Genomic DNA, 22,209 nt, shown 5'->3' with positions numbered 1-22,209 from the left:
CGAGCCGCCGCCGCCGCCGGCCGCCCCCGCGCCGAGGGCGCTGGACCTCTCGTCGGACCCGGATCCCGGCCCGGCGCGGAGCCCGGGCCCGGGGTGGAGGCCGCGGTCCGTCGCCCCGCCCCTCGGCGCGGACCGGCCGCGCCCGCCCCGTCTCGGCACCCGCCCCCGCTGGCGCTTCCGCCGCGGTGACGGCTAGCTGCCAACGGGCGTCACGACGGCCCGAGCGCGCGTTCCCGCACCCGGCGCAGCTGGTCCGAGAACACCTGTCCCGCCTGGGGGGTGATCCGGGTCAGGGCCACCATGGACGTGATGATCACGTCGCACAGCTCCTGCTCCACGTCCTCCCAGCTGTGCGAGAACCCCTTGCGCGGGTTCTGCCCGGTGGCTCCGATCACGGCCTCGGCGACCTCGCCGGCCTCCTCGGTGATCTTCAGGATCTGCAGGATCTTCTGCGTCTCCTCCGGCAGTTGGCTGTCCTGGGTGAGCCACTGGTTCAGCTCGGCGACGGTCGCCCATGCGGAGTCGTTCATGTGGGCAGCCTAGCCATCGCGCCCCGGGGCCATCAGCACTCGATGACGTTGACCGCGAGGCCGCCGCGCGAGGTCTCCTTGTACTTGACCTTCATGTCGGCGCCCGTCTCCTTCATGGTCTTGATGGCCTTGTCGAGGGAGACGTGGTGGCGGCCGTCGCCGCGCAGCGCCATGCGGGCCGCGGTGACGGCCTTGACGGCCGCCATGCCGTTGCGCTCGATGCAGGGGATCTGGACCAGGCCGCCGACCGGGTCGCAGGTGAGGCCGAGGTTGTGCTCGATGCCGATCTCGGCCGCGTTCTCGACCTGCTCCGGGGTGCCGCCCAGCACCTCGGCGAGGCCGCCGGCGGCCATCGAGCAGGCGGAGCCGACCTCGCCCTGGCAGCCGACCTCGGCGCCGGAGATGGAGGCGTTCTCCTTGAAGAGCATGCCGACCGCGCCCGCGGCGAGCAGGAAGCGGACGATGCCGTCCTCGTCCGCGCCGGGGACGAAGTTGAGGTAGTAGTGCAGGACCGCCGGGATGATGCCGGCCGCACCGTTGGTCGGGGCGGTGACCACGCGCCCGCCGGCCGCGTTCTCCTCGTTGACGGCCATGGCGTAGAGGGTGACCCACTCCATCGCGTTGGCCGGCCCGATGCCCTCCACACGCAGGGCGCGGGCCGCCGACGCCGCGCGGCGTCGGACCTTGAGGCCGCCGGGGAGAATGCCCTCGTGGTTCATGCCGTTGCGGACGCACTCCTGCATGACCGACCAGATCTCCAGCAGGCCGGTGCGGATCTCGGTCTCGCTGCGCCAGGCCTTCTCGTTCTCCAGCATCAGCGAGGAGATCGACAGCCCCGTCTCGTTGGTGAGCCGCAGCAGTTCGGCGCCGGTCCGGAACGGGTACTTCAGCTCGGTGTCGTCGAGCTTGACCCGGTCGGCGCCGATCGCGTCCTCGTCGACGACGAAGCCGCCGCCCACCGAGTAGTACGTCTTCTCCAGCAGCGGGACGCCGGCCGCGTCGTAGGCGCAGAGCGTCATGCCGTTGGCGTGGTAGGGGAGCGACCGACGCCGGTGCAGGATCAGCTCGTTGTCCGGGTCGAAGGCGATCTCGTGGGTGCCGAGCAGGGCGATCCGCTTGGTGGCCTTGATCTGCTCGACGTCCTGGTCGGCCTGGGCGACGTCGACCGTGCGCGGCGACTTGCCCTCCAGGCCCAGCATGACGGCCTTCGGCGTGCCGTGGCCGTGGCCGGTCGCACCGAGGGAGCCGAAGAGCTCGGCGCGCAGCGAGGCGACGTCGGACAGCCGGCCCTCCGACTTCAGCCGGCGCGCGAACATGCGCGCCGCCCGCATCGGGCCCACCGTGTGCGAGGAGGACGGGCCGATGCCGATGGAGAAGAGGTCGAAGACGCTGATGGCCACGAGGACGCCCTTGTTCTTGTGGGTGGGGCAGGGGAGCGGAACGGTCGAGCGGTGTCATGGGTGGGGGCACCGCGCGCACTGTCTGGTTCCAGTGTGCGCGGTGCCCCCACCTTTCTGCGGTGACCTGTGGCTTACAGGTCCGGGTACAGCGGGTGCTTGGCGGCCAGCGCGCTGACGCGCGCGGACAGCTCGGCAGCCTTGGCCTCGTCGAAGCCGGGCTTGAGAGCCTCGGCGATGACGTCGGCGACCTCGCGGAAGTCCTCCGCCTGGAAGCCACGGGTGGCCAGGGCCGGGGCGCCGATGCGCAGACCGGAGGTGACCATCGGCGGGCGCGGGTCGAACGGGATCGCGTTGCGGTTGACCGTGATGCCGATCGAGTGCAGGCGGTCCTCGCCCTGCTGGCCGTCGAGCTCGGAGTTGCGCAGGTCGACCAGGACCAGGTGCACGTCCGTGCCGCCGGACAGCACCGAGACGCCGGCGTCGGTCAGGTCGGCCGCGGTGAGGCGCTCGGCGAGGATCTTGGCGCCCTCCAGGGTGCGGCGCTGACGGTCCTTGAACTCCTCGGTGGCGGCGACCTTGAAGGAGACGGCCTTGGCCGCGATGACGTGCTCGAGCGGGCCGCCCTGCTGGCCCGGGAAGACCGCGGAGTTGATCTTCTTGGCGAGCTCGGCCTTGCACAGGATGACGCCGCCGCGCGGGCCGCCCAGGGTCTTGTGCGTGGTGGTGGTGACCACGTCGGCGTAGGGGACCGGGGACGGGTGCAGGCCGGCCGCGACCAGGCCCGCGAAGTGGGCCATGTCGACCATCAGGTAGGCGCCGACCTCGTCCGCGATCCGGCGGAACGCGGCGAAGTCCAGCTGGCGCGGGTAGGCGGACCAGCCGGCCACGATCAGCTTGGGCTGGTGCTCCTTGGCCAGGCGCTCGACCTCCTCCATGTCGACCAGGTTGCTCTCGGCGTCGACGTGGTAGGCCACGACGTTGTACAGCTTGCCGGAGAAGTTGATCTTCATGCCGTGGGTGAGGTGGCCGCCGTGGGCCAGGTCCAGGCCGAGGATGGTGTCCCCGGGCTGGAGCAGCGCGAACATCGCGGCGGCGTTGGCCTGCGCGCCGGAGTGCGGCTGGACGTTGGCGTGCTCGGCGCCGAACAGGGCCTTGATCCGGTCGATCGCGAGCTGCTCGACGACGTCGACGTGCTCGCAGCCGCCGTAGTAGCGGCGGCCCGGGTAGCCCTCGGCGTACTTGTTGGTCAGCACCGAGCCCTGGGCCTCGAGCACCGCCACCGGGGCGAAGTTCTCGGAGGCGATCATCTCCAGGGTCGACTGCTGGCGGTGCAGCTCGGCATCCACCGCGGCCGCGACCTCGGGGTCGAGGCTGTGCAGGGACTGGTTCAGGACAGTCATGGCGATTCGTGGTCCCTCGGGTCAGAGGTCGGTCGTCAGCCGCCGGTGTGGGCGGTGTACTCGTCGGCGGAGAGCAGACCCTCGGGCTCACCCTCCAGGCGGAGCTTGAACAGCCACCCGTCCTCGAACGGCGAGGAGTTGACCAGGGCCGGGTCGTCGATGACGGCCTGGTTGACCTCGACGACCTCGCCGGAGGCGGGGGTGTAGAGGTCGCTCACGGACTTGGTCGACTCCAGCTCGCCCACGGTCTCACCGGCCGCGATGGTGCGGCCGACCTCGGGCAGGTCCACGTAGACGACGTCACCGAGCGCGTCGGCGGCGAAGGCGGTGATGCCGATCGTGGCCACGCCGTCCTCGACGGCCGTCAGCCACTCGTGCTCCTTGCTGTACGTGAGGTTCTGGGGGTTGCTCATGACGCGATTCTCCCGGAGAGGTGTGGGTACGGCGAAACGGGGGTCGGGGACCCCACGGCAAGTCTTACGAGGTGAGACTCGTAATGCTCAGCGGGCGCGCTTGTAGAACGGCAGGGCAACGACCTCGACCGGCTCGTGCGTGCCGCGCACGTCCACGGCCACCTGGGCGCCCGGCGTCGCGTGCGTCGCGTCGACGTAGGCCATCGCGATCGGCTTGCCCAGGGTGGGGGAGGGGGCGCCGGAGGTGATCGAGCCGATCACCGTGCCCTCGGCGTCCACCACGTTCATCTCCGCGCGCGGCACCCGGCGGCCGGGGGAGACCAGGCCGACCAGGACGCGCGGCGGGTGGGCGGCGGCCTGCTCGGCGGCCTTCTCCAGCGCGGCGCGGCCGACGAACTCGCCGTCGTTGGTCGTCTTGTCGAAGCGGACCACGCGGCCGAGACCGGCGTCGAACGGGGTGAGCGAGGTGTTCAGCTCGTGCCCGTACAGCGGCATCCCGGCCTCCAGGCGCAGGGTGTCGCGGCAGGACAGGCCGCAGGGGATCAGGCCGTAGGACGCGCCGGCCTCGGTCAGCGCCTGCCACAGGGCCTCGGCGTCGGCGGGGGCGACGAACAGCTCGAAGCCGTCCTCACCGGTGTAGCCGGTGCGGGCGAGCAGCGCCGGGCGGCCGGCCACGACGGCGGGCAGGCAGGTGTAGTACTTCAGGCCCGGCAGATCGGCGTCGGTGAGCGAGCCGAGGATGGCGGGGGAGTCGGGGCCCTGCACGGCGATCAGCGCGTAGGCGTCGCGGTCGTCGCGGACGGCGGCGTCGAAGCCCTCGACCCGGGCGCGCAGCTCGTCGAGGACCAGCGGCGCGTTGGAGGCGTTGGCGACGACCATGAACTCGTCCTCGCCGGTGCGGTAGACGATCAGGTCGTCCAGGATGCCGCCGTCGGCCGCGCAGATCATGGTGTAGCGGGCCTTGTGCACCGCGAGCGCGGAGACGAAGCCGACCAGCGCGTGGTCCAGCATCTCGCCGGCCTGCGGGCCGGAGACGGTGATCTCGCCCATGTGCGAGAGGTCGAAGAGGCCCGCCTTGGTGCGGACGGCGTTGTGCTCCTCGCGCTCGCTGCCGTAGCGCAGCGGCATGTCCCAGCCGGCGAAGTCGGTCATGGTGGCGCCGAGGGCGCGGTGGACGGCGTCCAGCGCGGTCAGGCGGAGAGACATCGGTGATCTCCTAGCGATCAGGGCATGCTGCGGCGGGGCTGGCAGGGCCCCTCCCCGTCTGTCGCTGCAACCTGAGAGCTTCGCCGCAGGGCGGCTTGCACCGTGGGTGGACCAGCTCCGACGTGCGGATGACTGGTCGCTTTCCAGAACTGCCTCGCCCGTGCGGTGTGGTGCCTGAGAGATTCGGGGGAGGACTTGCTCCTTCGGCGCCGGCGGCCACCCCCGGAATCCGGTCGGTGTCGCCGAGCTCTCCCGCGCGGGTTCGATCGGCCGATATGCGATTGTGGTCGGGGTCATCATGGCATGGCACCGGACCTGTGGCGAACAGGACCACAGAAGATGGGGTGAGGGACAGGTGCAGCAGTACGCGGGGGTCTGGCCTACGGGCGGCGGCTGGCCGGAGAACGAGCTGGAGCTGGCGCTCGCCGCCTCGGTGGGGGACCCGGGTGCGACGCCGCGGCTGATGGAGGTGCTCGGCCGCAGCCACGTCTGGGTGCCGATGCCGGGCGGCCCGACGCGCGACGGCGTCACCCTCGACCTGCCGACGACCGAGCTGGCCGGCCAGCCGTTCGTGCCGGTCTTCAGCTCCGAGACGCAGCTGCGGGCGGTGGCCGGACCGGAGATGTCGTACGCGGTCGCACCGGTCAAGGAGCTGGCCCGGGGGCTGCCGCAGGGCGTCGGCATCGCGGTCAACCCCGAGGGTGCGGTGGGTCTTCCCGTCCCCGCCGCCGGCGTCCCCGACCTGTGCGGCGACCCCGCGGAGGAGGGCGTGCGCACCACGGCGTGGGAGCCGGAGCCGCACGAGGAGCCGTACGAGTACCTGGCTGCGGCGGCCGGTGAACTCGCCGCCCTGCCGGTCGTGCTGACGGCCCGTCGAGCCTTGGTGCAGGTGGAGGGGGATCCGGTCAAGCTGTTCGTGGGCGTCCAACTGGCGCGCTACGAGCCGGAGGACCACGAGGCCGTGGGCCTGGCGCTGGGCCGCGCGCTCGGTGCCGTCCCGCTGCCCTGCGAGGTCTCGCTCGTCCTGCTGGACGCCGTCGCCGAGGACCCGACGGTCCGTTGGATGCTGACCACGGTCGCGCCGTTCTTCGCGCGTTGACGCCGCCTCACCGCAAGGGTTCCCCTACTCATTCCCACCCGAGTACTTCGCGGGTGGTTCTCCGGTCCCTCTCCTCACTACGCTCGACCTGCCAGGGAACGTCGAGGGGGCGGACTGAGAATGCTTGAGAGCGCGCTGCGGGAGCTCGTGCCAGGTCGTGGCGACCAGTACGAGCAGTACGAGGCGCTGCTGCAGGCGGTCGCCGACGCCCAGCTGTGGATGCTGCTCTGGCACGGCGCCCCCGGCGGATCCGACGCCCAGTACGGCAGCCTGGAGATCGACGGCTACGGCTACGCGCCCTGTGTGACCTCGGCCGAGGAGCTGGCCGCGTCCGGGTGGACGCGGCACCACCAGGTGATCTCGGGCGTCGAGGTGGCCTCCGCCCTGTACCGCGAGCGCTGGGGGCTGTGGCTGAACCCGCACCAGAGCGGCGGCGGGATCGGCATCCCGTGGGCGGACCTGCGCCGCGTCGCCGGGGGGCTGGACCGGTTGCCCGCCGGGCCGCTGGTGCTCTCGACCGTGGACAGCCGGCCGGCCGAGGTGCCGGAGGAGGTGGGGAGTCCGGCCGCGACGGCCGAGTTCTTCCGTCAACTCCTGGTCGCGGCGCGGGAGACGCCGGTTGTGTCGTCACTGCGCCGGGCCTGGGTGGAACCGTCACACGGTGAACCCTATGTCGCCATTGGTCTGGATATCACCGATTCGTCCGATTCATCCGTTGCGTCCATTCATCGCATGATGCGGCAGGCATTGCCCTATGCACCGCAGGGACTTCCGATCTCGACGGTTGCACTTGCCGACCCTTATGACCAGGTTGCGTCCTGGATGACGGTGCGCGTTCCGCCCTTTTACGAGCGTGGCTGACAACGCTGACACTTCCCGCAGTGGTGTCATCTGAGGCCCTGACCTGCGAGGATTCGTTCTACGCGCGTTGCACCAGGCGGCTCCTGGATGGTCGAGGGACTGTCCTGACGCCCGTGAATCGGCGTATTCGCAGGTTGCGGCTTTGCATCGACGCAGGTCACGGTTAGGAAACCATTGCCCGGCGGGTCTTTCCCCCCGGCGCGGGATTGATGAAGAGTTCTGCAACAAGCCGCGGCGGCCAGGGGTCGGTTCGGCCCCGTCGCCGACGGAATCCCGGTACCACCCTCACCGGGAGAACCCATCGGCGGCTCCCGCACGTAGAACCACGGCTTCACCGCATCACCGCGTACTTCAGCTTTCCGCACAGCACTTGGCACCACTCGTGAACTGCGACCGCGTCCTTCGGAGCGCTCCTTAACCCGGAGCGTGTCCTGGCCGGTCGGCCGGGCACCGTGTGCCGGTCACCACCGGCTTGGGGGTCTTCTCCATATGACTGCGCCACTCCACGACTCCGGGACCGCGACACTGGAGGTTCCAGCTGACCAGGTTCCCGAGAGCGCCAAGATCACTGGACGTTCTCCAGGGCGGATCGCCTGGAACCGTCTGAAGAAGGACAAGGTCGCCCTCGGCGGCGGCATCGTGGTGATCCTGCTGATCCTGGTCGGAATCCTCGCACCGGTGCTCTGTGCGCTGGTCGGTCAGGACCCGGACACCTTCCACACCAACCTGCTGGACGCCTCGCTCGGGATCGGTACGCCCGCAGGCTCGTTCGGCGGTATGAGCTCCACGCACCTGCTCGGCATCGACCCGATCTCCGGCCGCGACCTCTTCTCCCGCGTCGTCTACGGCGCGCAGATCTCGCTGATCGTCGCCTTCGGCTCCGCGCTGCTCGCGGTCATCATCGGCGTCGTCGCCGGTATGGCGGCCGGCTTCTTCGGCGGCTGGGTCGACTCGGTGATCAGCCGGGTCATGGACATCCTGCTGGCCTTCCCGCAGCTGCTGTTCTCCATCGCGCTGCTCTCGGTCATGCCGGACAAGCTGTTCGGTCTGTCCGGCAGTGGTCCGCGCATCCTCGTGCTGATCTTCGTCATCGGCTTCTTCGGCTGGCCCTACATCGGCCGCATCGTCCGCGGTCAGGCACTGTCGCTGCGTGAGCGTGAGTTCGTCGAGGCGGCCCGCAGCCTCGGCGGCGGCAGCGTGCACATCCTGTTCAAGGAGCTGCTGCCGAACCTGGTCGCGCCGATCCTCGTCTACACGACGCTGATGATCCCGACCAACATCCTCAACGAGGCCGCGCTCAGCTTCCTCGGCGTCGGTGTCAAGCCTCCGACCCCGTCCTGGGGCCAGATGCTCTCCGACTCGATCCAGTACTACACGGTGGACCCGACCTACATGGTCATCCCTGGTCTGGCGATCTTCATCACCGTGCTCTCCTTCAACCTCTTCGGCGACGGGCTGCGCGACGCGCTCGACCCGAAGGGCAACTAGACCGTGGCGGCCACCAGCGCCGTCCACTCACCGGTGGAGAGCAGCGGCTCGTCCATCAGTCAGCCAGGGCCCGCACCTTGGGCACTGGGCACTCTCGGAGGTTGACACCAAAGTGATTACACGCAACAAGGCGCTGGCCGCCGTTGCGGTGGTGGGCGCCCTGGCGCTGACCACCTCGGCCTGCAGCAGCTCCAAGTCCACCACCGGCGGTGGCGGCAATGGCGGCTCGACCTTCAACGCCGCTGCGACCAGCATCGTGAACCCGTCCACCAAGCCCGGTGGCACGCTGAAGCTCTGGAGCACGCAGGACGTCGACTCCCTCGACCCCGCGATCGGCTACTACGCCTTCGTCTGGGACCTGCAGCGCTTCTACGTCCGCTCGCTGGTGGGTTACCCCTCCAAGCCGGGTGCCGCCGGTCTGCAGCTGCAGCCCGACCTGGCGTCGGCCATGCCGACCGTCACCAACGACGGCAAGACCTACACCTTCAAGCTCAAGTCCGGCATCAAGTTCTCCGACGGCACCCCGGTGACCTCGAAGGACATCAAGTACGGCATCGAGCGCGTCTTCGCGCAGGACGTCCTGCCGAACGGCCCGATCTACCTGATCTCCGACCTGGACGAGGGCCAGAAGTACCCCGGCCCGTACAAGGACAAGGACCCGCAGGGCCTGAAGTCCGTCCAGACGCCGGACGACAGCACGATCGTCTTCAACCTGCAGCAGGCCAACTCGGACTTCCTGTACCACCTGGCCATGGGTGGCGCGTCCCCGATCGAGCAGGCGAAGGACGACGGCGCGAACTACGCCAAGCACCCGCTCTCGACCGGCCCGTACGTCATCGAGAACTATGTCGCCAACAAGGGCTTCGACATGGTTCGCAACAAGTACTGGGACAAGTCGACCGACTCCCTGCACTCGGCGCTGCCGGACAAGATCACCTTCACGGTGACCACCAACGCCGACGACCTGGACAGCCGCCTCCTCGACGGCTCCATCGACGTCGACGCCGCCCAGCGTGGTGTCCAGACGGCTGCTCAGGGCAAGATCCTGACCACGCCGTCGCTGAAGGCCGACACGGTCGACGCGCCCGCCGCGACGATCCGTTACATCTCCATCCAGACCAAGGTCGCGCCGTTCGACAACGTCGACTGCCGCAAGGCCGTCGAGTACGCGATCTCCGGCACCGACCAGCAGACCGCGCGTGGTGGCAAGTGGGCGGGCCAGCTGGCCACCAACATGCTGCCGCCGGCGATCCCGGGCTCGGACAACTACGACCCGTACAACCTGGCCGCCGGTCAGTCGCAGGTCACCCAGGCCAAGGCCGAGCTCGCCAAGTGCGGTAAGCCGAACGGCTTCTCGACCACCATCGCGGCTCGCTCCACCAGCCCGAAGGACGTCAAGCAGGCCGTCGCCGCCCAGGCCGCGCTGAAGGCGATCGGCGTCACCGCCGACATCAAGCAGTACGACGGTTCGCAGTCCGGCTCCACCGTCGGTTCGCCCGACTGGATGCACAGCAACAGCATCGGCCTGAACGTCTTCGGCTGGGGTTCCGACTACCCGACCGGTTCCGGCATGCTGTCCGTCCTGATCGACGGCCGCCTGATCTCGAAGTCCGGCAACAACAACTACTCCGAGATCAACGACCCGCAGATCAACGGCTGGATCGACGACGCCGCCAAGGCGAGCGACCCGGCGACGGCCGCTGCCGACTACACCAAGATCAACCACCGCGTCATGGACCTGGCGCTGTACTTCCCGGGTGTCGTCGAGCAGTCGCTCAACTACTACAACCCGCGTCTGACCAACGTCATGTTCAACCAGGAGCTGGGGATGCTCGACTTCTCCGCTCTCGGTACGTCCGACGGTAAGTGACCCCACACCGTCTCACCTGTAAGCACAGCTAGACCGAAGGGCAGGTGAAGGCGGGTCGGGCCCCGGTCGCCGCCCCCCACAAGGGGGCGGCGACCGGATCCCTGACCAGCCGCGCGCAGTGCTCCTGTATATCCTCCGACGACTCCTGAACGTGGTCGTCATGCTGTTGGTGGTCGCCACGATCACTTTCGGCATCTTCTTCCTGGTGCCGCTGCTGCAGCACACTGACCCTGTCATGCGGTACATCGGCAAGAACGCGAACCCGGTGGCCATCGCTGGAATCAAGGTCAAGCTGGGCCTCGACAAGCCTGTGTACGAGCAGTTCTGGCTCTACCTCAAGGGCCTCGTCGTCGGCCGCGACTACGCCAACGGCAACGACGTCATCCACTGCCCGGCGCCCTGCTTCGGCATCTCGACGCAGACGCAGACCCCGGTCTGGCCGACCCTGCTCCACGACGTCACCGTCACCGGCTCCCTCGCCGCCGGCGCGGCCGTGCTCTGGCTGGTCTTCGGTGTCGGCACCGGTGTCGTCTCCGCGCTGCGGAAGCGCACTGCGATCGACCGCGTCGCCATGGTCACCGCGCTGGCCGGCGTCTCCCTGCCGGTGTACTTCACCGGTCTGGCCGCCTCCGCCCTCTTCGTCTACAACCTCGGCTGGTTGCAACCGACCAACCCGGACGTCACCTTCACCAGTGACCCCGGCGCGTGGTTCCAGGGAATGCTGCTGCCGTGGATCACGCTGGCGTTCCTCTTCGCCGCGACCTACGCCCGACTGACCCGAGCCACCATGCTCGACGTGCTGGGCGAGGACTACATCCGCACCGCCCGCGCCAAGGGCCTGCCTGAACGGACCGTCATCGGCAAGCACGCCATGCGGTCCACTCTGACCCCGATCATGACCGTCTTCGGTATGGACCTCGGTGGTCTGCTCGGTGGCGCGATCCTGACGGAGAACGTGTTCAACCTGCACGGCCTCGGATTCGACGCCCTGAACGGCATCACGAAGAACGACCTGCCCATGATCATGGGCGTCACGCTCTTCGCCGCCTTCTTCATCGTGATGGCTAACCTGATCGTCGACCTGCTGTACGCGGTCGTCGACCCCCGTGTGAGGCTCGCATGACCGACTCCCAGACCAGCACCACTGAGACCACGGTCGGCGGCACCGCCCCCACCTCGTTCCTCTCCGTGCGTGACCTGCGCTGCCACTTCCCCACGGACGACGGCGTGGTGAAGTCCGTCGACGGCATCAGCTTCGAGCTGGAGCGCGGCAAGACCCTCGGCATCGTGGGTGAGTCCGGCTCCGGCAAGTCGGTGACCTCGCTGTCGATCATGGGTCTGCACCGCAACGTGGGCAAGAAGAACGGCCCGCGGATGAGCGGTGAGATCTGGCTGGACGGCCAGGAGCTCATCGGCGCCGGCCGGGAGGAGGTGCGCAAGCTCCGCGGCCAGAAGATGGCGATGATCTTCCAGGACCCGCTGACCGCGATGCACCCCTACTACACGGTCGGCCAGCAGATCATCGAGGGCTACCGCCAGCACAACCCGCAGGCGAACAAGAAGGCCGCGCGCGACCACGCGATCCAGCTGCTGGACCGCGTCGGCATCCCGCAGCCGGACAAGCGGGTGGACCAGCACCCGCACGAGTTCTCCGGCGGTATGCGCCAGCGCGCCATGATCGCCATGGCGCTGGCCAACAACCCCTCGCTGCTGATCGCGGACGAGCCGACCACGGCGCTCGACGTGACCGTGCAGGCGCAGATCCTGGACCTGATCCGGGACCTGCAGCAGGAGTTCGGCTCCTCGGTCATCATCATCACGCACGACCTCGGCGTCGTCGCCGAGCTCGCTGACGACATCCTGGTGATGTACGGCGGCAAGTGCGTGGAGAAGGGTCCGGCGGACAAGATCTTCAGTGAGCCGGAGCACCCCTACACCTGGGGCCTGCTCGGTTCCATGCCGCGCATCGACCGCGAGCTGCAGGAGCGGCTCGTCCCGGTCCAGGGCAACCCCCCGTCGCTGATCAACCTGCCGAACGGCTGCGCGTTCCACCCGCGTTGCCCGTACGCGGACCGCACCGAGGGCCTGTCCAAGACCGAGGTGCCGCGGCTCACCAGCGTGGGCCAGGACCACCTGGCGGCCTGTCACCTGCCCCTGGAGGTCCGTCAGCAGATCTTCACCGAGGAGATCGCTCCCCGGCTGTAGCCGGTAGCAAGTCGAGGAGACGAAGAGACAATGAGTGAAGAGAGCTCGACGGCCACCGCGACCGTCCCGGCGCCCAAGGCGCCCGCCGCCTCGGAGGGCGAGGCGCTGCTGCAGGTCCACGATCTGGTCAAGCACTTCCCCATCAAGAAGGGCCTGCTGCAGCGTCAGGTCGGCGCCGTGCAGGCGGTTGACGGCCTGACCTTCGACGTCCGCCAGGGCGAGACCCTCGGCGTCGTCGGCGAGTCCGGCTGCGGCAAGTCGACCATGGGCCGACTGATCACGCGTCTGCTGGAGCCCACCTCCGGCAAGATCACGTTCGAGGGTGTGGACATCTCCCACCTGAGCACGGCCAAGATGCGTCCGCTCCGGCGCGACATCCAGATGATCTTCCAGGACCCGTACTCCTCGCTGAACCCGAGGCACACGGTCGGCACGATCGTCGGGGCGCCGTTCCGGCTGCAGGGCATCAAGACCGAGAACGGCACCAAGGCCGCGGTCCAGGACCTGCTGGAGCTCTGCGGTCTCAACCCGGAGCACTACAACCGCTACCCGCACGAGTTCTCCGGCGGTCAGCGCCAGCGCATCGGCATCGCCCGGGCGCTCGCGCTGCGGCCGAAGATGATCGTCGCGGACGAGCCGGTCTCCGCGCTGGACGTGTCGATCCAGGCGCAGGTCGTCAACCTGCTGGACGACCTGCAGACGGAGCTGGGCCTCACCTACGTGGTGATCGCCCACGACCTCTCCGTGGTGCGCCACGTGTCGGACCGCGTCGCGGTGATGTACCTGGGCAAGATCGTCGAGATCGCCGACCGGGACTCGCTGTACGCGTCGCCGATGCACCCGTACACCAACGCGCTGATGTCCGCGGTGCCGGTGCCGGACCCGAGCCGCAAGCAGGAGCACAACCGCATCCTGCTCACGGGCGACGTCCCCTCCCCGGTGAACCCGCCCTCCGGCTGCCACTTCCGCACCCGCTGCTGGAAGGCGACGGAGAAGTGCGCGGAGATCGAGCCGCCGCTGGTGGCGCTGAAGACCGGGCACCAGGTGGCCTGCCACTACCCGGAGAACGCGCCGACGGACGTGATCGCCGAGACGATCACCGTCTCCAAGGAGGCGGGCGAGGCCGTCGCCAAGGCCGCGGAGGCCGCCGTCGCCGCCAAGGCCGAGGAGACGGCTGAGGCCGCTGAGACCGCTGAGGTGGCCGAGGTCGCCGCGGCGGAGGAGGCTCCGGCCGACGCCGAGCCCGAGGCTGCGGAGGCCGCCGCCGAGGAGTCCACCGAGGCTGTGGAGTCCACCGAGGCTGCGGAGTCCACCGAGGGCGCCGACGCCAAGGGCGAGACCAAGAGCTGAACCCCTGCCGAGGTCACCTCGCATTTCCCTGTAGAAATGCGAGGTGACCTCGCAGCTTTTCTCCCCCGACGTCGAGCAGGTGCTCGACCTCTCCGGCATCTTCGTCTTCGCGCTCTCCGGCGGCCTGCTGGCGGTGCGGAAGAACTTCGACGTCTTCGGCATCGCCGTCCTGGCCGAGGCGACGGCGCTCGGTGGGGGAGTCATCCGCGACCTGGTCATCGGCGCGGTGCCGCCCGCCGCCTTCACCAACACCGGATACCTCGTCACCCCGCTGCTGGCCGCGGTCGTGGTGTTCTTCCTGCACCCCGAGGTCGCCCGGATCAACCGCACCGTACAGACCCTGGACGCGCTCGGCCTCGGGCTCTTCTGCGTCACCGGCACGGCCAAGGCCCACGACTACGGGCTCGGTGTGGTCGCCTCGATCGCGCTCGGCACCATCACCGCGGCCGGCGGCGGCGTGATCCGCGACGTGTTGGCCAACGAGACGCCGTCCCTGCTGCGTTGGGACCGCTCCCTGTACGCCGTGCCGGCCATCGTCGGCAGCGTGCTGACGGCGCTGCTGATCAGCACGGACAGTCTCGACGGCGTCACCGGCAGCGCCTCGGCCCTGTTCGCCTTCGGGATCCGCATGCTGGCCATCCGATACGAGTGGCGCGCGCCGCGCGCCTGGCACCGCGGCAGTTCCAACAGCGGCGAGACGTGAGCACGCGGTCAACTGCTCCGGCCGCCGTACTCCCCGGAGATCGCGTCCGCCGTCGCAATCAGCTCCGGGACCAGCCGTCGCAGCGCGCTCAACGGGGCCACGACCGCGGGCGTGGAGACCGAGCAGGCCGCGATCACCCGGCCGTCGATGCCGCGGACCGGCACCGCGATGCAGTTGACGTTCTCCTCGTGCTCGCTGCGGTCCATCGCCCAGCCCTGCCGGCGCACCGTCTCCAACTCCGCCAGCAGCGCCTCGGGCGTGCGCAGCGAGCGCGGGGTGTAGGCGGGGTACTCCAGCCGCTGCGCCAGCTCGATCCGCCGGGCCTCCGGCAGCCCGGCCAGCAGCACCTTGCCGACCGCCGTCGCGGTCAGCGGCGCGCGCTTGCCGATCCGGGAGTGGATCCGCACCGGATAGCGGCTCTCCAGCTTGTCGACGTAGGTCGCCTCGCCGTCCTCGTAGACGGCCAGGTGAATGGTGTGCCCGCAGGCGGCGTGCAGCGCGGCCAGATGCGGCGCGGCCACCGCCCGTACGTCGATGCTCTCCAGCGCGGTCTGCGCCAGCGAGAAGAGCCCCCCGCCCAGGCGGTAGCGGAAGTCCGCCTGGCGGTGCACGAAACCGTGCTCCTCCAGCGTGCGCAGCAACCGCAGTGCCGTGGACTTGTGCACGCCGATCCGGGCCGCCGCCTGCTCGAGCGAGGCGGGGCCGTCCGCGAGCGAGGCCAGGACCGTCAGCGCCCGGTCGACCGACTGCGACATCCGTCCCCCTGTCGTCGGACGGGGTCCCCCGACAGGACCGTGTGCGCCGGATCCTAGGAAGCCGTTGCGCGGGCTGCAACGGTTGATGCGTATTCGGAATGTGGGCTTTCCGCAGGGCGGAGGCCCGGCGGGCCATAGACTTGGTTGGCCATGCCATATCTCGATCACGCCGCCACGACTCCGATGCTGCCCGAGGCGGTCGCGGCGATGACCGCGCAGTTCGGCCGCACCGGCAACGCCTCGTCCCTGCACGCCGCCGGCCGGCGGGCCAGACGGGTCGTCGAGGAATCCCGGGAGACGCTGGCCTCCGTGCTCGGTGCGCGCCCCAGTGAGATCGTCTTCACCGCCGGCGGCACCGAGTCCGACAACCTCGCCGTTAAAGGCCTGTACTGGTGGCGCCGCGACGCCGATCCGGCTCGCCGTCGCATCCTGTGCAGCCCGGTCGAGCACCACGCCGTCCTGGACGCCGTGCTCTGGCTGGAGCAGCACGAGGGCGCCCGGGTGGACTGGCTCCCCGTCGACTCCCTCGGCCGGGTCCACCCCGAGGCCCTGCGGGAGGCGATCGCCGCCAACCCCGACGACGTCGCGCTGGTCACCGTGATGTGGGCCAACAACGAGGTCGGCACTGTCCAGCCGGTCCACGAACTCGCGGCCGTGGCCCGCGAGTTCGACATCCCGATGCATGCGGACGCGGTCCAGGCCTTCGGCCAGCTCCCGCTCTCCTTCGAGGAGTCGGGCCTCTCCGCGATGACGGTCACCGGCCACAAGGTCGGCGGCCCCTTCGGCGTCGGCGCGCTGCTGCTGTCGCGCAGCGCGTCCCCGGTCCCGCTGCTGCACGGTGGCGGCCAGGAGCGGGACGTCCGCAGTGGGACGCTGGACGTCCCGGCCACCGCGGGCTTCGCCGCGGCCGCTGCGGTCGCCGCGGAACGCCGGCCGCGGTTCGCCACGGAGATCGGCGCGCTGCGCGACGCGTTGGTCCGTGAGGTCCGCGCGGCCGTCCCCGACGCGATCCTCAACGGCGACCCGGCCCCGGCGGGCCGCCTGCCGGCCAACGCCCACTTCTCCTTCCCCGGCTGCGAGGGCGACGCCCTGCTGATGCTGCTCGATGCCCGCGGCATCGAGTGCTCCACCGGCTCCGCGTGTTCTGCGGGGGTGCCGCAGCCCAGCCACGTCCTGCTGGCGATGGGCGCGGAGCCCGCGCTGGCACGGGCCTCGCTGCGCTTCTCCCTGGGCCACACGTCGTCCGAGTCGGACGTGAAGGCGCTGGCCGAGGCGATCGCCCCGGTCGTGGAACGGGCCCTCATGGCCAGCGCGACCGCGAAGCGGTAGCTGCACTCCCGCCTGGGGCGCGGGGAACTGCGCGCCAAGCCACCCAGGTCATTGAGATCCCGAGCGGACAGGGCCATCCTCCTGGGGTGGGTTCTCGCGCCCACGCGGCGGAGCCGCACATCGGCAGAGCCCCGCGCCCCTGAGGTGAGTGCAACGGACCCGTATTCTTGTAGGCACTATGTCTGACTTCCCTGGCGCCCCAGACCCTTCCGCCACCGCGCTCCCCAGCGGCAAGCTGCGCGTGCTCGCGGCGATGTCCGGTGGGGTCGACTCCGCCGTCGCCGCCGCGCGGGCCGTGGAACAGGGGCACGAGGTCACCGGGGTGCATCTCGCATTGGCGAGTAACCCGCAGAGCTTCCGGACCGGGGCCCGCGGCTGCTGCACGCTGGAGGACTCGCGGGACGCCCGGCGCGCAGCCGACGTGCTCGGGATCCCGTTCTACGTCTGGGACCTGGCCGAGCGCTTCCGTGAGGACGTGATCGACGACTTCGTCGCCGAGTACGCGGCGGGGCGGACGCCCAACCCCTGCCTGCGCTGCAACGAGAAGATCAAGTTCGCCGCGCTGCTCGACAAGGCGATCGCCCTCGGCTTCGACGCCGTCTGTACCGGGCACTACGCCCGGATCGTCGACGACCCGGCGCGCGGACGCGAACTGCACCGCGCCGTCGACCCGGCCAAGGACCAGTCGTACGTGCTCGGTGTGCTGGACGCTCCGCAGCTCGCGCATGCCATGTTCCCGCTGGGGGACACCGCCAAGGACCAGGTGCGGGTCGAGGCCGAGCGCCGCGGCCTCGCCGTGGCGAAGAAGCCGGACAGCCACGACATCTGCTTCATCGCCGACGGCGACACGCAGGGCTTCCTCGCCCAGCGCCTCGGCACCGCACCGGGCGAGATCGTGGACGTCGACGGGACCGTGGTCGGCGAGCACAGCGGCGCCTACGGCTTCACCATCGGGCAGCGCAAGGGCCTGCGGATCGGGCGTCCGGCGGCCGACGGCAAGCCGCGCTACGTGCTGGACATCTCGCCGGTGGACAACCGCGTCACCGTCGGCCCGGCGGAGGCGCTGGAGATCGTCGCGCTGACGGGCGTGAAGCCGCGCTGGTGCGGCGCCGAGGCCCCGGTCGGGACGGCGCGGTACCTCGCGCAGATCCGCGCGCACGGCGAGCAGGTGCCGGTCACCGCCGAGGTGGCCGCCGACGGCGGCCTGCGGGTCGTCCTGGACGCGCCGCTGCGCGGCATCGCGCCCGGCCAGGCGGTGGTCCTCTACGACGGCACCCGCGTCGTCGGCTCCGCGACCATCGCCACCACCGAGCGCGTCGAGACCGAGCCCGCCGTCACCGCCTGACCGCGGACGGCTCAGCCATCGAACCGCCGAACCACCGAACGACCGGGGGGACCCGCATGAACATCACCGTCTTCTGCTCCGCCGCCGCGCTCGACGACCGCTACACCGCGCCCGCCCGGGACTTCGCGCGGGCGCTGGGCGAGCGCGGGCACACGCTGGTCTGGGGCGGCTCCTTCGCGGGCCTGATGGGCGTCGTCGCGGACGAGGCGAAGGCCGCGGGCGCGAAGCTGGTCGGCATCTCGGTGGAGATGCTGGCCCACAAGGCCTACTCCGGCGCGGACGAGCTGGTCACCACGGCGAACCTGGCCGAGCGCAAGGCGCAGCTGCTGGAGCGCGCCGACGCGCTCGTCGTGCTGGTCGGCGGGCTGGGCACCCTCGACGAGGTCACCGAGGTGCTGGAGCTCAAGAAGCACGGGCTGCACGACAAGCCGGTGGTGCTGCTCGACACCGACGGCTTCTACGACGGTATGCGCACCCAGCTGCGGCGGATGGACCAGGAGGGCTTCCTGCCCCGCCCGCTGGACGAGCTGGTGCGTTTCGCTCCCGACGGCGCGACGGCCCTGCGTTACGCCGAGGAAGCCGTGGACGGCTCTGCCGACGACGCGGTCTCCGCCTCGGCCTGAGCCGGCAGTCGCGGCCGCTGCGCGGTGGGCTGCTGCGCGGCGGCGGCCGGCGCGTCCGCGCGGCGCAGCAGGCGGCCGAGGCCGGCCCGGGTGGCCACGACGATGACCCGGTCCTCGACGCCGAGCGGGTGCGTCCCGGCGGGGCTCCAGTCGAAGTGCTGGCCGCGCCCGGGTGGACGGACCGCGACCACACGCCACTCGCCCGGCCGGAAGGCCTCGGTGACGGACCGCCCGGCCAGCTCGTCGCCCTCGGCGACGGTGACCTCCGCCAGCAGCAGGATCTCGCGCCGAGCGGGGATCGCGGCCAGCACCCGGCGGCCCATCATCGCCGCGGCGAAGGCGGGCGCGGCCAGGTAGGAGACACTGCGGCTGCGGGTGCGTGAGTGGGGGTGCGCCTCGCGGAGCGCCTTGTAGACGGTCCGGGCGAAGCCCTCGTCGAAGAGGCGCAGTACCACCGGCACGTCCGGGCGGCGTTCCCGGGCGAAGAGGACCGCCTGCAGGTTGGCGCTGTCGTTGTTGGTCAGCGCCATCACCGCGGAGGCCCGGTCGCCGCGCGCCGCCCGCCAGACCGAGTCGCGGGTGAACTCGCCCAGCACGACCGGCACGCCGCGCGCCCGGACGGCGGCGAGGTTGCGGGCGTTCGGATTGCGCTCGACGACCACCACCGGCCGCCGCATGTCCGCGAGCCGGGAGACTACAGCGGTGCCCGCGCTGCCGATGCCCATCAGCACGATGTGGTTGTTCATCGTGCGCGACACCCGCTGCGGGCCGTCGTTCGGACGGACCGCGCCGACGGTGTCCAGCACGACGGCGGCGACCAGGCCGAGGATCAGCATCCCGGTGAACATGGTGACGATCTGCAGCACCTGACGGGCCAGCGGCTGCCCGAAGGCCGGGTTGCCCGCCGAGGAGAGGTCCAGCAGCACCAGGTAGAGCGACATGCCGAGGTTGGTGCCGGTCAACTGCCAGGTCAGCACCGTCAACAGGGCCACCACCGCGGACAGTCCGGCGGCGGCGACCTGCAGCTTGCGCGAGACGAACGCGCGCAGCACCGACATCACCCGCGTCCAGGCGGCCGGGCCCTGCGGCGCGGGCGGCTCCTGGTGGTGCCGCAGCCCCACCACGGTGACGCGCTCGCCTTGCGGCGGCACCCAGCTCTCCGGGTCGGGCAGCAGCGTTCCCTCGGCCTCCGTCAGCACCGCGATCGGGATGTCCGGGCCGGCGGGCAACGCGGTCGCCTCCGGTGACAGCTCCTTGGAGACGACGGTGCAGGTGCCGCTGTTGACCGCGATCACCTGCGCCTGGTCCGGCAGCGCGGAGGAGACCAGCGCGGGCGCGGCCGTCTGTGAGGCGGAGGCGACGCTCGTCGGCGCGTCCGGCCGGTCCAGCAGCCGTTGCAGCCGCTTGCCGAGCGCGCTGCTGTGCACCCGCAGCGCCAGCCGGACGGTGGGGTTGATGCTGCGCGCGGTCAGCGCGGCGGCGGTGACGGCCTGGTCGTCGTCGAGCACGATCGCGAGCGCGTCCGCGTCGGCGACACCGGCCTGACGCAGTGTCGCCTCGTCGGGCCGGCCTCCGGCGAGGACGCTGATCGGGCCCGACTCCTGGTGCAACGCCAGCAGTTGCGGCCCGTGGTCCTGCTGCGGCTCGGGCACCACGACGACCACGTGCTCCTGGTAGAGCTTGGCCAGGTCGCCGACGAGACGCTGGGTCAGCGCGTCGTTGCCGACCACCACCATGTGCCCGCGCGGCTCCTCGTTCGCCGCGTCGCCCGGCCCCGCGTCCGATCCGGCCTCCGTGTGCGCGCCCTCGTCCCGCACCGTCTCCCCGTCCCTCGTCTCCGCAGCCAGTGTCCGCGTCTGCGCTGATGATCACCATGGTGGCGCACGGAACAGGGTCTCGGGCGTGGTACTCATGAACCCATGGGAACGCATGTGATCACCGGAGCCGGCTCCGGCATCGGCGCGGCCGTCGCCGCGAAGCTCGACGAGCGGGGCGAGGAGCTGTGGCTGCTCGCCCGGGACGCCCGCCGCGCGGCGGAACTGCGCGAGCGCTTCCCCGGCGCACGGACGCTGGTGGGAGACCTCGCCCAGCCGGACCGGCTCAGCTGGGCCTTCAGCCACCAGCCGCAGCCGGACCGGATCGACTCGCTGCTGCACGTCGCGGGCGTCGTCGAGCTCGGCGCGCTCGGCGACATGACGCCCAAGGTCTGGCAGGAGACGTTCGCCGTCAACCTGCTCGCCCCGGCCGAGCTGACCCGCCTTTTCCTGCCGACGCTGCGCGTCTCGCAGGGCCACGTCGTCTTCGTCAACTCCGGTGCGGGCCTGCGCGCCAACGCCGAGTGGGGCGTCTACGCGGCGTCCAAGTTCGGTCTGAAGGCGCTGGCGGACGCGCTCCGGGAGGAGGAGCACGGCCAGGGCGTGCGGGTCACCACCGTCTACCCGGGCCGCACCGCGACGCCGATGCAGGCCAAGGTCCACGCCCAGGAGGGCCGGGAATACGACGCCGAGGCGTGGATCGCCCCGGAGTCGGTCGCCACCGCCGTGCTGACGGCGATCGACCTGCCGCGCGACGCGGAGATCACTGACGTGACGGTGCGGCCCGGTCGATGAGCGCGCTCCCGTTCCCGTCCTTGTCGGCACCCGGCGCGACCGGGGTCGGCTCGATGCCCGGCACGGACGCCCGCGAGGCGGCCAAGACCGTCACCGGCTCGCTGGAGGCGCTCCCGCACCTGGCCGAGCTGCCCGCCCGGGGCCCCGGCGCCGACATGATCGGCCGCAGCCTCGGCCTGCTGGTCGAGCTCTACGCCCGGGTCGAGCCCTCCGGCTGGCGCCTCGGCGACCACCCCGGCCGGGACACCCGCCGCGCCCACTCCTGGCTCGGCGAGGACCTGGACGCGCTGGAGGAGTTCACTCAGGAGTACCGCGGCCCGCTCAAGGTCCAGGCGGTCGGCCCGTGGACGCTGGCCGCCTCGGTGGAACTCCAGCGCGGCGAGAAGGCCCTGGCCGACGCCGGCGCGGTGCGCGACCTCGCCGCCTCGCTGACCGAGGGCCTGCGCCTCCACCTCGCCGAGGTCCGCCGCCGGATCCCGGGCGCGGAGCTGCTGCTGCAGCTCGACGAGCCCTCCCTTCCGGCGGTCCTGGCCGGCCAGGTGAAGACGGCCAGCGGTTGGCAGCGCCTGCGCGCGGTCGACCGCGGCGTGGGGGAGGAGATCCTGCGCGGCGTGATCGACGGCGTCGACGCGCCGGTCGCCGTCCACAGCTGCGCGCCGTCCGTCCCCCTCCCACTGCTGCGCCGCGCGGGCGCCGCGGCGGTCTCGCTGGACGCATCCATGCTGACCGAGCGTGACGACGACGCGATCGGCGAGGCGGTCGAAAGCGGCACCGTCCTCCTGCTCGGTGTCGTGCCCTCCACGGACGTCAAATTGTCAGACCCGGCCGGTAGTGTCAGTGGTGTGAGGACGTTGTGGCGGCGTCTGGGCCTGGCCCCCGCGCTGCTGTCGCGCTCCGTCGTGGTCACCCCCACCTGCGGCCTGGCGGGGGCGTCCCCGTCCTACGCGCGCGCCGCGTTGTCACACAGCGTCATCGCGGCGCAGAGCCTGGCCGACAATCCCGAGTGACCTGAGTGAGGGGTGG

At 70.8% G+C, this 22,209-nt stretch carries 20 protein-coding genes, 1 pseudogene and 1 riboswitch; of the genes and pseudogenes, 14 read left to right on the top strand and 7 right to left on the bottom strand.

The features are described from left to right. Positions 1 to 196: pseudogene (locus DN069_RS41065) on the top strand (hypothetical protein); the annotation flags it as partial. 13 nt (positions 197 to 209) lie between these two features. Here DN069_RS41065 and DN069_RS29750 read toward each other — a convergent pair. From DN069_RS29750 to gcvT, 5 genes are all read right to left on the bottom strand, one after another. Further along, the gene (locus DN069_RS29750) at positions 210 to 530 is read right to left on the bottom strand and encodes a MazG-like family protein (protein ID WP_111506205.1); all 321 of its coding nucleotides are present in this window, start codon (positions 528 to 530) and stop codon (positions 210 to 212) included. A 32-nt stretch (positions 531 to 562) separates the two neighbouring features. Then, positions 563 to 1,930, bottom strand: coding sequence for an L-serine ammonia-lyase (locus DN069_RS29745; protein WP_111506204.1), 1,368 nt, complete (start codon positions 1,928 to 1,930; stop codon positions 563 to 565). A gap of 131 nt (positions 1,931 to 2,061) precedes the next feature. Further along, entirely contained in the window at positions 2,062 to 3,330 is a 1,269-nt protein-coding gene (locus DN069_RS29740; RefSeq protein ID WP_111506203.1) for a serine hydroxymethyltransferase, read from the bottom strand. Between the two features lie 35 nt (positions 3,331 to 3,365). After that, a complete protein-coding gene (gcvH, locus tag DN069_RS29735; RefSeq protein ID WP_111506202.1) occupies positions 3,366 to 3,743 on the bottom strand; it encodes a glycine cleavage system protein GcvH in 378 nt (125 codons plus the stop codon). An 87-nt stretch (positions 3,744 to 3,830) separates the two neighbouring features. Next, positions 3,831 to 4,949, bottom strand: coding sequence for a glycine cleavage system aminomethyltransferase GcvT (gcvT, locus tag DN069_RS29730; protein WP_111506201.1), 1,119 nt, complete (start codon positions 4,947 to 4,949; stop codon positions 3,831 to 3,833). Between the two features lie 153 nt (positions 4,950 to 5,102). Continuing rightward, positions 5,103 to 5,214: riboswitch (glycine riboswitch) on the bottom strand. A 90-nt stretch (positions 5,215 to 5,304) separates the two neighbouring features. Here gcvT and DN069_RS29725 point away from each other — a divergent pair. From DN069_RS29725 to DN069_RS29690, 8 genes are all read left to right on the top strand, one after another. Further along, complete coding sequence (locus tag DN069_RS29725; RefSeq protein WP_243639902.1) at positions 5,305 to 6,048, top strand: enhanced serine sensitivity protein SseB C-terminal domain-containing protein; 744 nt, start codon at positions 5,305 to 5,307, stop codon at positions 6,046 to 6,048. 120 nt (positions 6,049 to 6,168) lie between these two features. Beyond that, entirely contained in the window at positions 6,169 to 6,909 is a 741-nt protein-coding gene (locus DN069_RS29720) for an enhanced serine sensitivity protein SseB C-terminal domain-containing protein (protein WP_111506199.1), read from the top strand. Between the two features lie 489 nt (positions 6,910 to 7,398). Next, positions 7,399 to 8,397, top strand: a complete 999-nt coding sequence (locus DN069_RS29715; protein ID WP_111506197.1) for an ABC transporter permease — start codon at positions 7,399 to 7,401, stop codon at positions 8,395 to 8,397. A 112-nt stretch (positions 8,398 to 8,509) separates the two neighbouring features. Further along, entirely contained in the window at positions 8,510 to 10,267 is a 1,758-nt protein-coding gene (locus DN069_RS29710; RefSeq protein WP_111506195.1) for an ABC transporter substrate-binding protein, read from the top strand. 118 nt (positions 10,268 to 10,385) lie between these two features. Continuing rightward, positions 10,386 to 11,390: an ABC transporter permease gene (locus tag DN069_RS29705; RefSeq protein ID WP_111506193.1), complete on the top strand. Its 1,005-nt coding sequence runs from the start codon at positions 10,386 to 10,388 to the stop codon at positions 11,388 to 11,390. Next, positions 11,387 to 12,472 (top strand): ABC transporter ATP-binding protein, encoded by a 1,086-nt coding sequence (locus DN069_RS29700; RefSeq protein WP_111506191.1) that lies wholly within the window; start codon positions 11,387 to 11,389, stop codon positions 12,470 to 12,472. Before DN069_RS29705 ends, DN069_RS29700 begins: the two co-directional genes overlap by 4 nt. A 30-nt stretch (positions 12,473 to 12,502) precedes the next feature. Beyond that, positions 12,503 to 13,822: an ABC transporter ATP-binding protein gene (locus DN069_RS29695; protein WP_111506189.1), complete on the top strand. Its 1,320-nt coding sequence runs from the start codon at positions 12,503 to 12,505 to the stop codon at positions 13,820 to 13,822. A 43-nt stretch (positions 13,823 to 13,865) separates the two neighbouring features. Continuing rightward, positions 13,866 to 14,525, top strand: a complete 660-nt coding sequence (locus DN069_RS29690; protein ID WP_111506187.1) for a trimeric intracellular cation channel family protein — start codon at positions 13,866 to 13,868, stop codon at positions 14,523 to 14,525. Positions 14,526 to 14,533: 8 nt separating this feature from the next. On the opposite strand, the gene DN069_RS29685 is transcribed toward DN069_RS29690, so the two are convergent. Beyond that, a complete protein-coding gene (locus tag DN069_RS29685) occupies positions 14,534 to 15,280 on the bottom strand; it encodes an IclR family transcriptional regulator (RefSeq protein ID WP_111506185.1) in 747 nt (248 codons plus the stop codon). 150 nt (positions 15,281 to 15,430) lie between these two features. Here DN069_RS29685 and DN069_RS29680 point away from each other — a divergent pair, with 150 nt between their 5' ends. From DN069_RS29680 to DN069_RS29670, 3 genes are all read left to right on the top strand, one after another. After that, positions 15,431 to 16,609, top strand: a complete 1,179-nt coding sequence (locus tag DN069_RS29680; RefSeq protein WP_111506183.1) for a cysteine desulfurase family protein — start codon at positions 15,431 to 15,433, stop codon at positions 16,607 to 16,609. Positions 16,610 to 16,787: 178 nt separating this feature from the next. Next, positions 16,788 to 17,954, top strand: a complete 1,167-nt coding sequence (gene mnmA / locus DN069_RS29675) for a tRNA 2-thiouridine(34) synthase MnmA (protein ID WP_207892314.1) — start codon at positions 16,788 to 16,790, stop codon at positions 17,952 to 17,954. Positions 17,955 to 18,010: 56 nt separating this feature from the next. Continuing rightward, positions 18,011 to 18,577: an LOG family protein gene (locus tag DN069_RS29670; RefSeq protein ID WP_111506181.1), complete on the top strand. Its 567-nt coding sequence runs from the start codon at positions 18,011 to 18,013 to the stop codon at positions 18,575 to 18,577. Here DN069_RS29670 and DN069_RS29665 read toward each other — a convergent pair. Continuing rightward, a complete protein-coding gene (locus DN069_RS29665) occupies positions 18,520 to 20,394 on the bottom strand; it encodes an NAD-binding protein (RefSeq protein ID WP_111506179.1) in 1,875 nt (624 codons plus the stop codon). The two genes, DN069_RS29670 and DN069_RS29665, sit on opposite strands and share 58 nt — an antisense overlap. Before the next feature lie 102 nt (positions 20,395 to 20,496). Between DN069_RS29665 and DN069_RS29660 the strand changes: the two genes are divergently transcribed. Continuing rightward, positions 20,497 to 21,186, top strand: a complete 690-nt coding sequence (locus tag DN069_RS29660) for an SDR family oxidoreductase (protein ID WP_111506177.1) — start codon at positions 20,497 to 20,499, stop codon at positions 21,184 to 21,186. Further along, on the top strand, positions 21,183 to 22,193 hold the full coding sequence (locus DN069_RS29655) for a methionine synthase (RefSeq protein ID WP_111506175.1): 1,011 nt from the start codon (positions 21,183 to 21,185) through the stop codon (positions 22,191 to 22,193). The genes DN069_RS29660 and DN069_RS29655 overlap by 4 nt, the downstream gene beginning before the upstream one ends. Positions 22,194 to 22,209 lie beyond the last annotated feature (16 nt).

This window comes from Streptacidiphilus pinicola (genome assembly GCF_003258295.1).
Lineage (GTDB): Bacteria > Actinomycetota > Actinomycetes > Streptomycetales > Streptomycetaceae > Streptacidiphilus > Streptacidiphilus pinicola.
The sequence above is the reverse complement of the archived record's forward strand: the minus strand, read 5'-3'. Positions and strand labels throughout refer to the sequence as shown.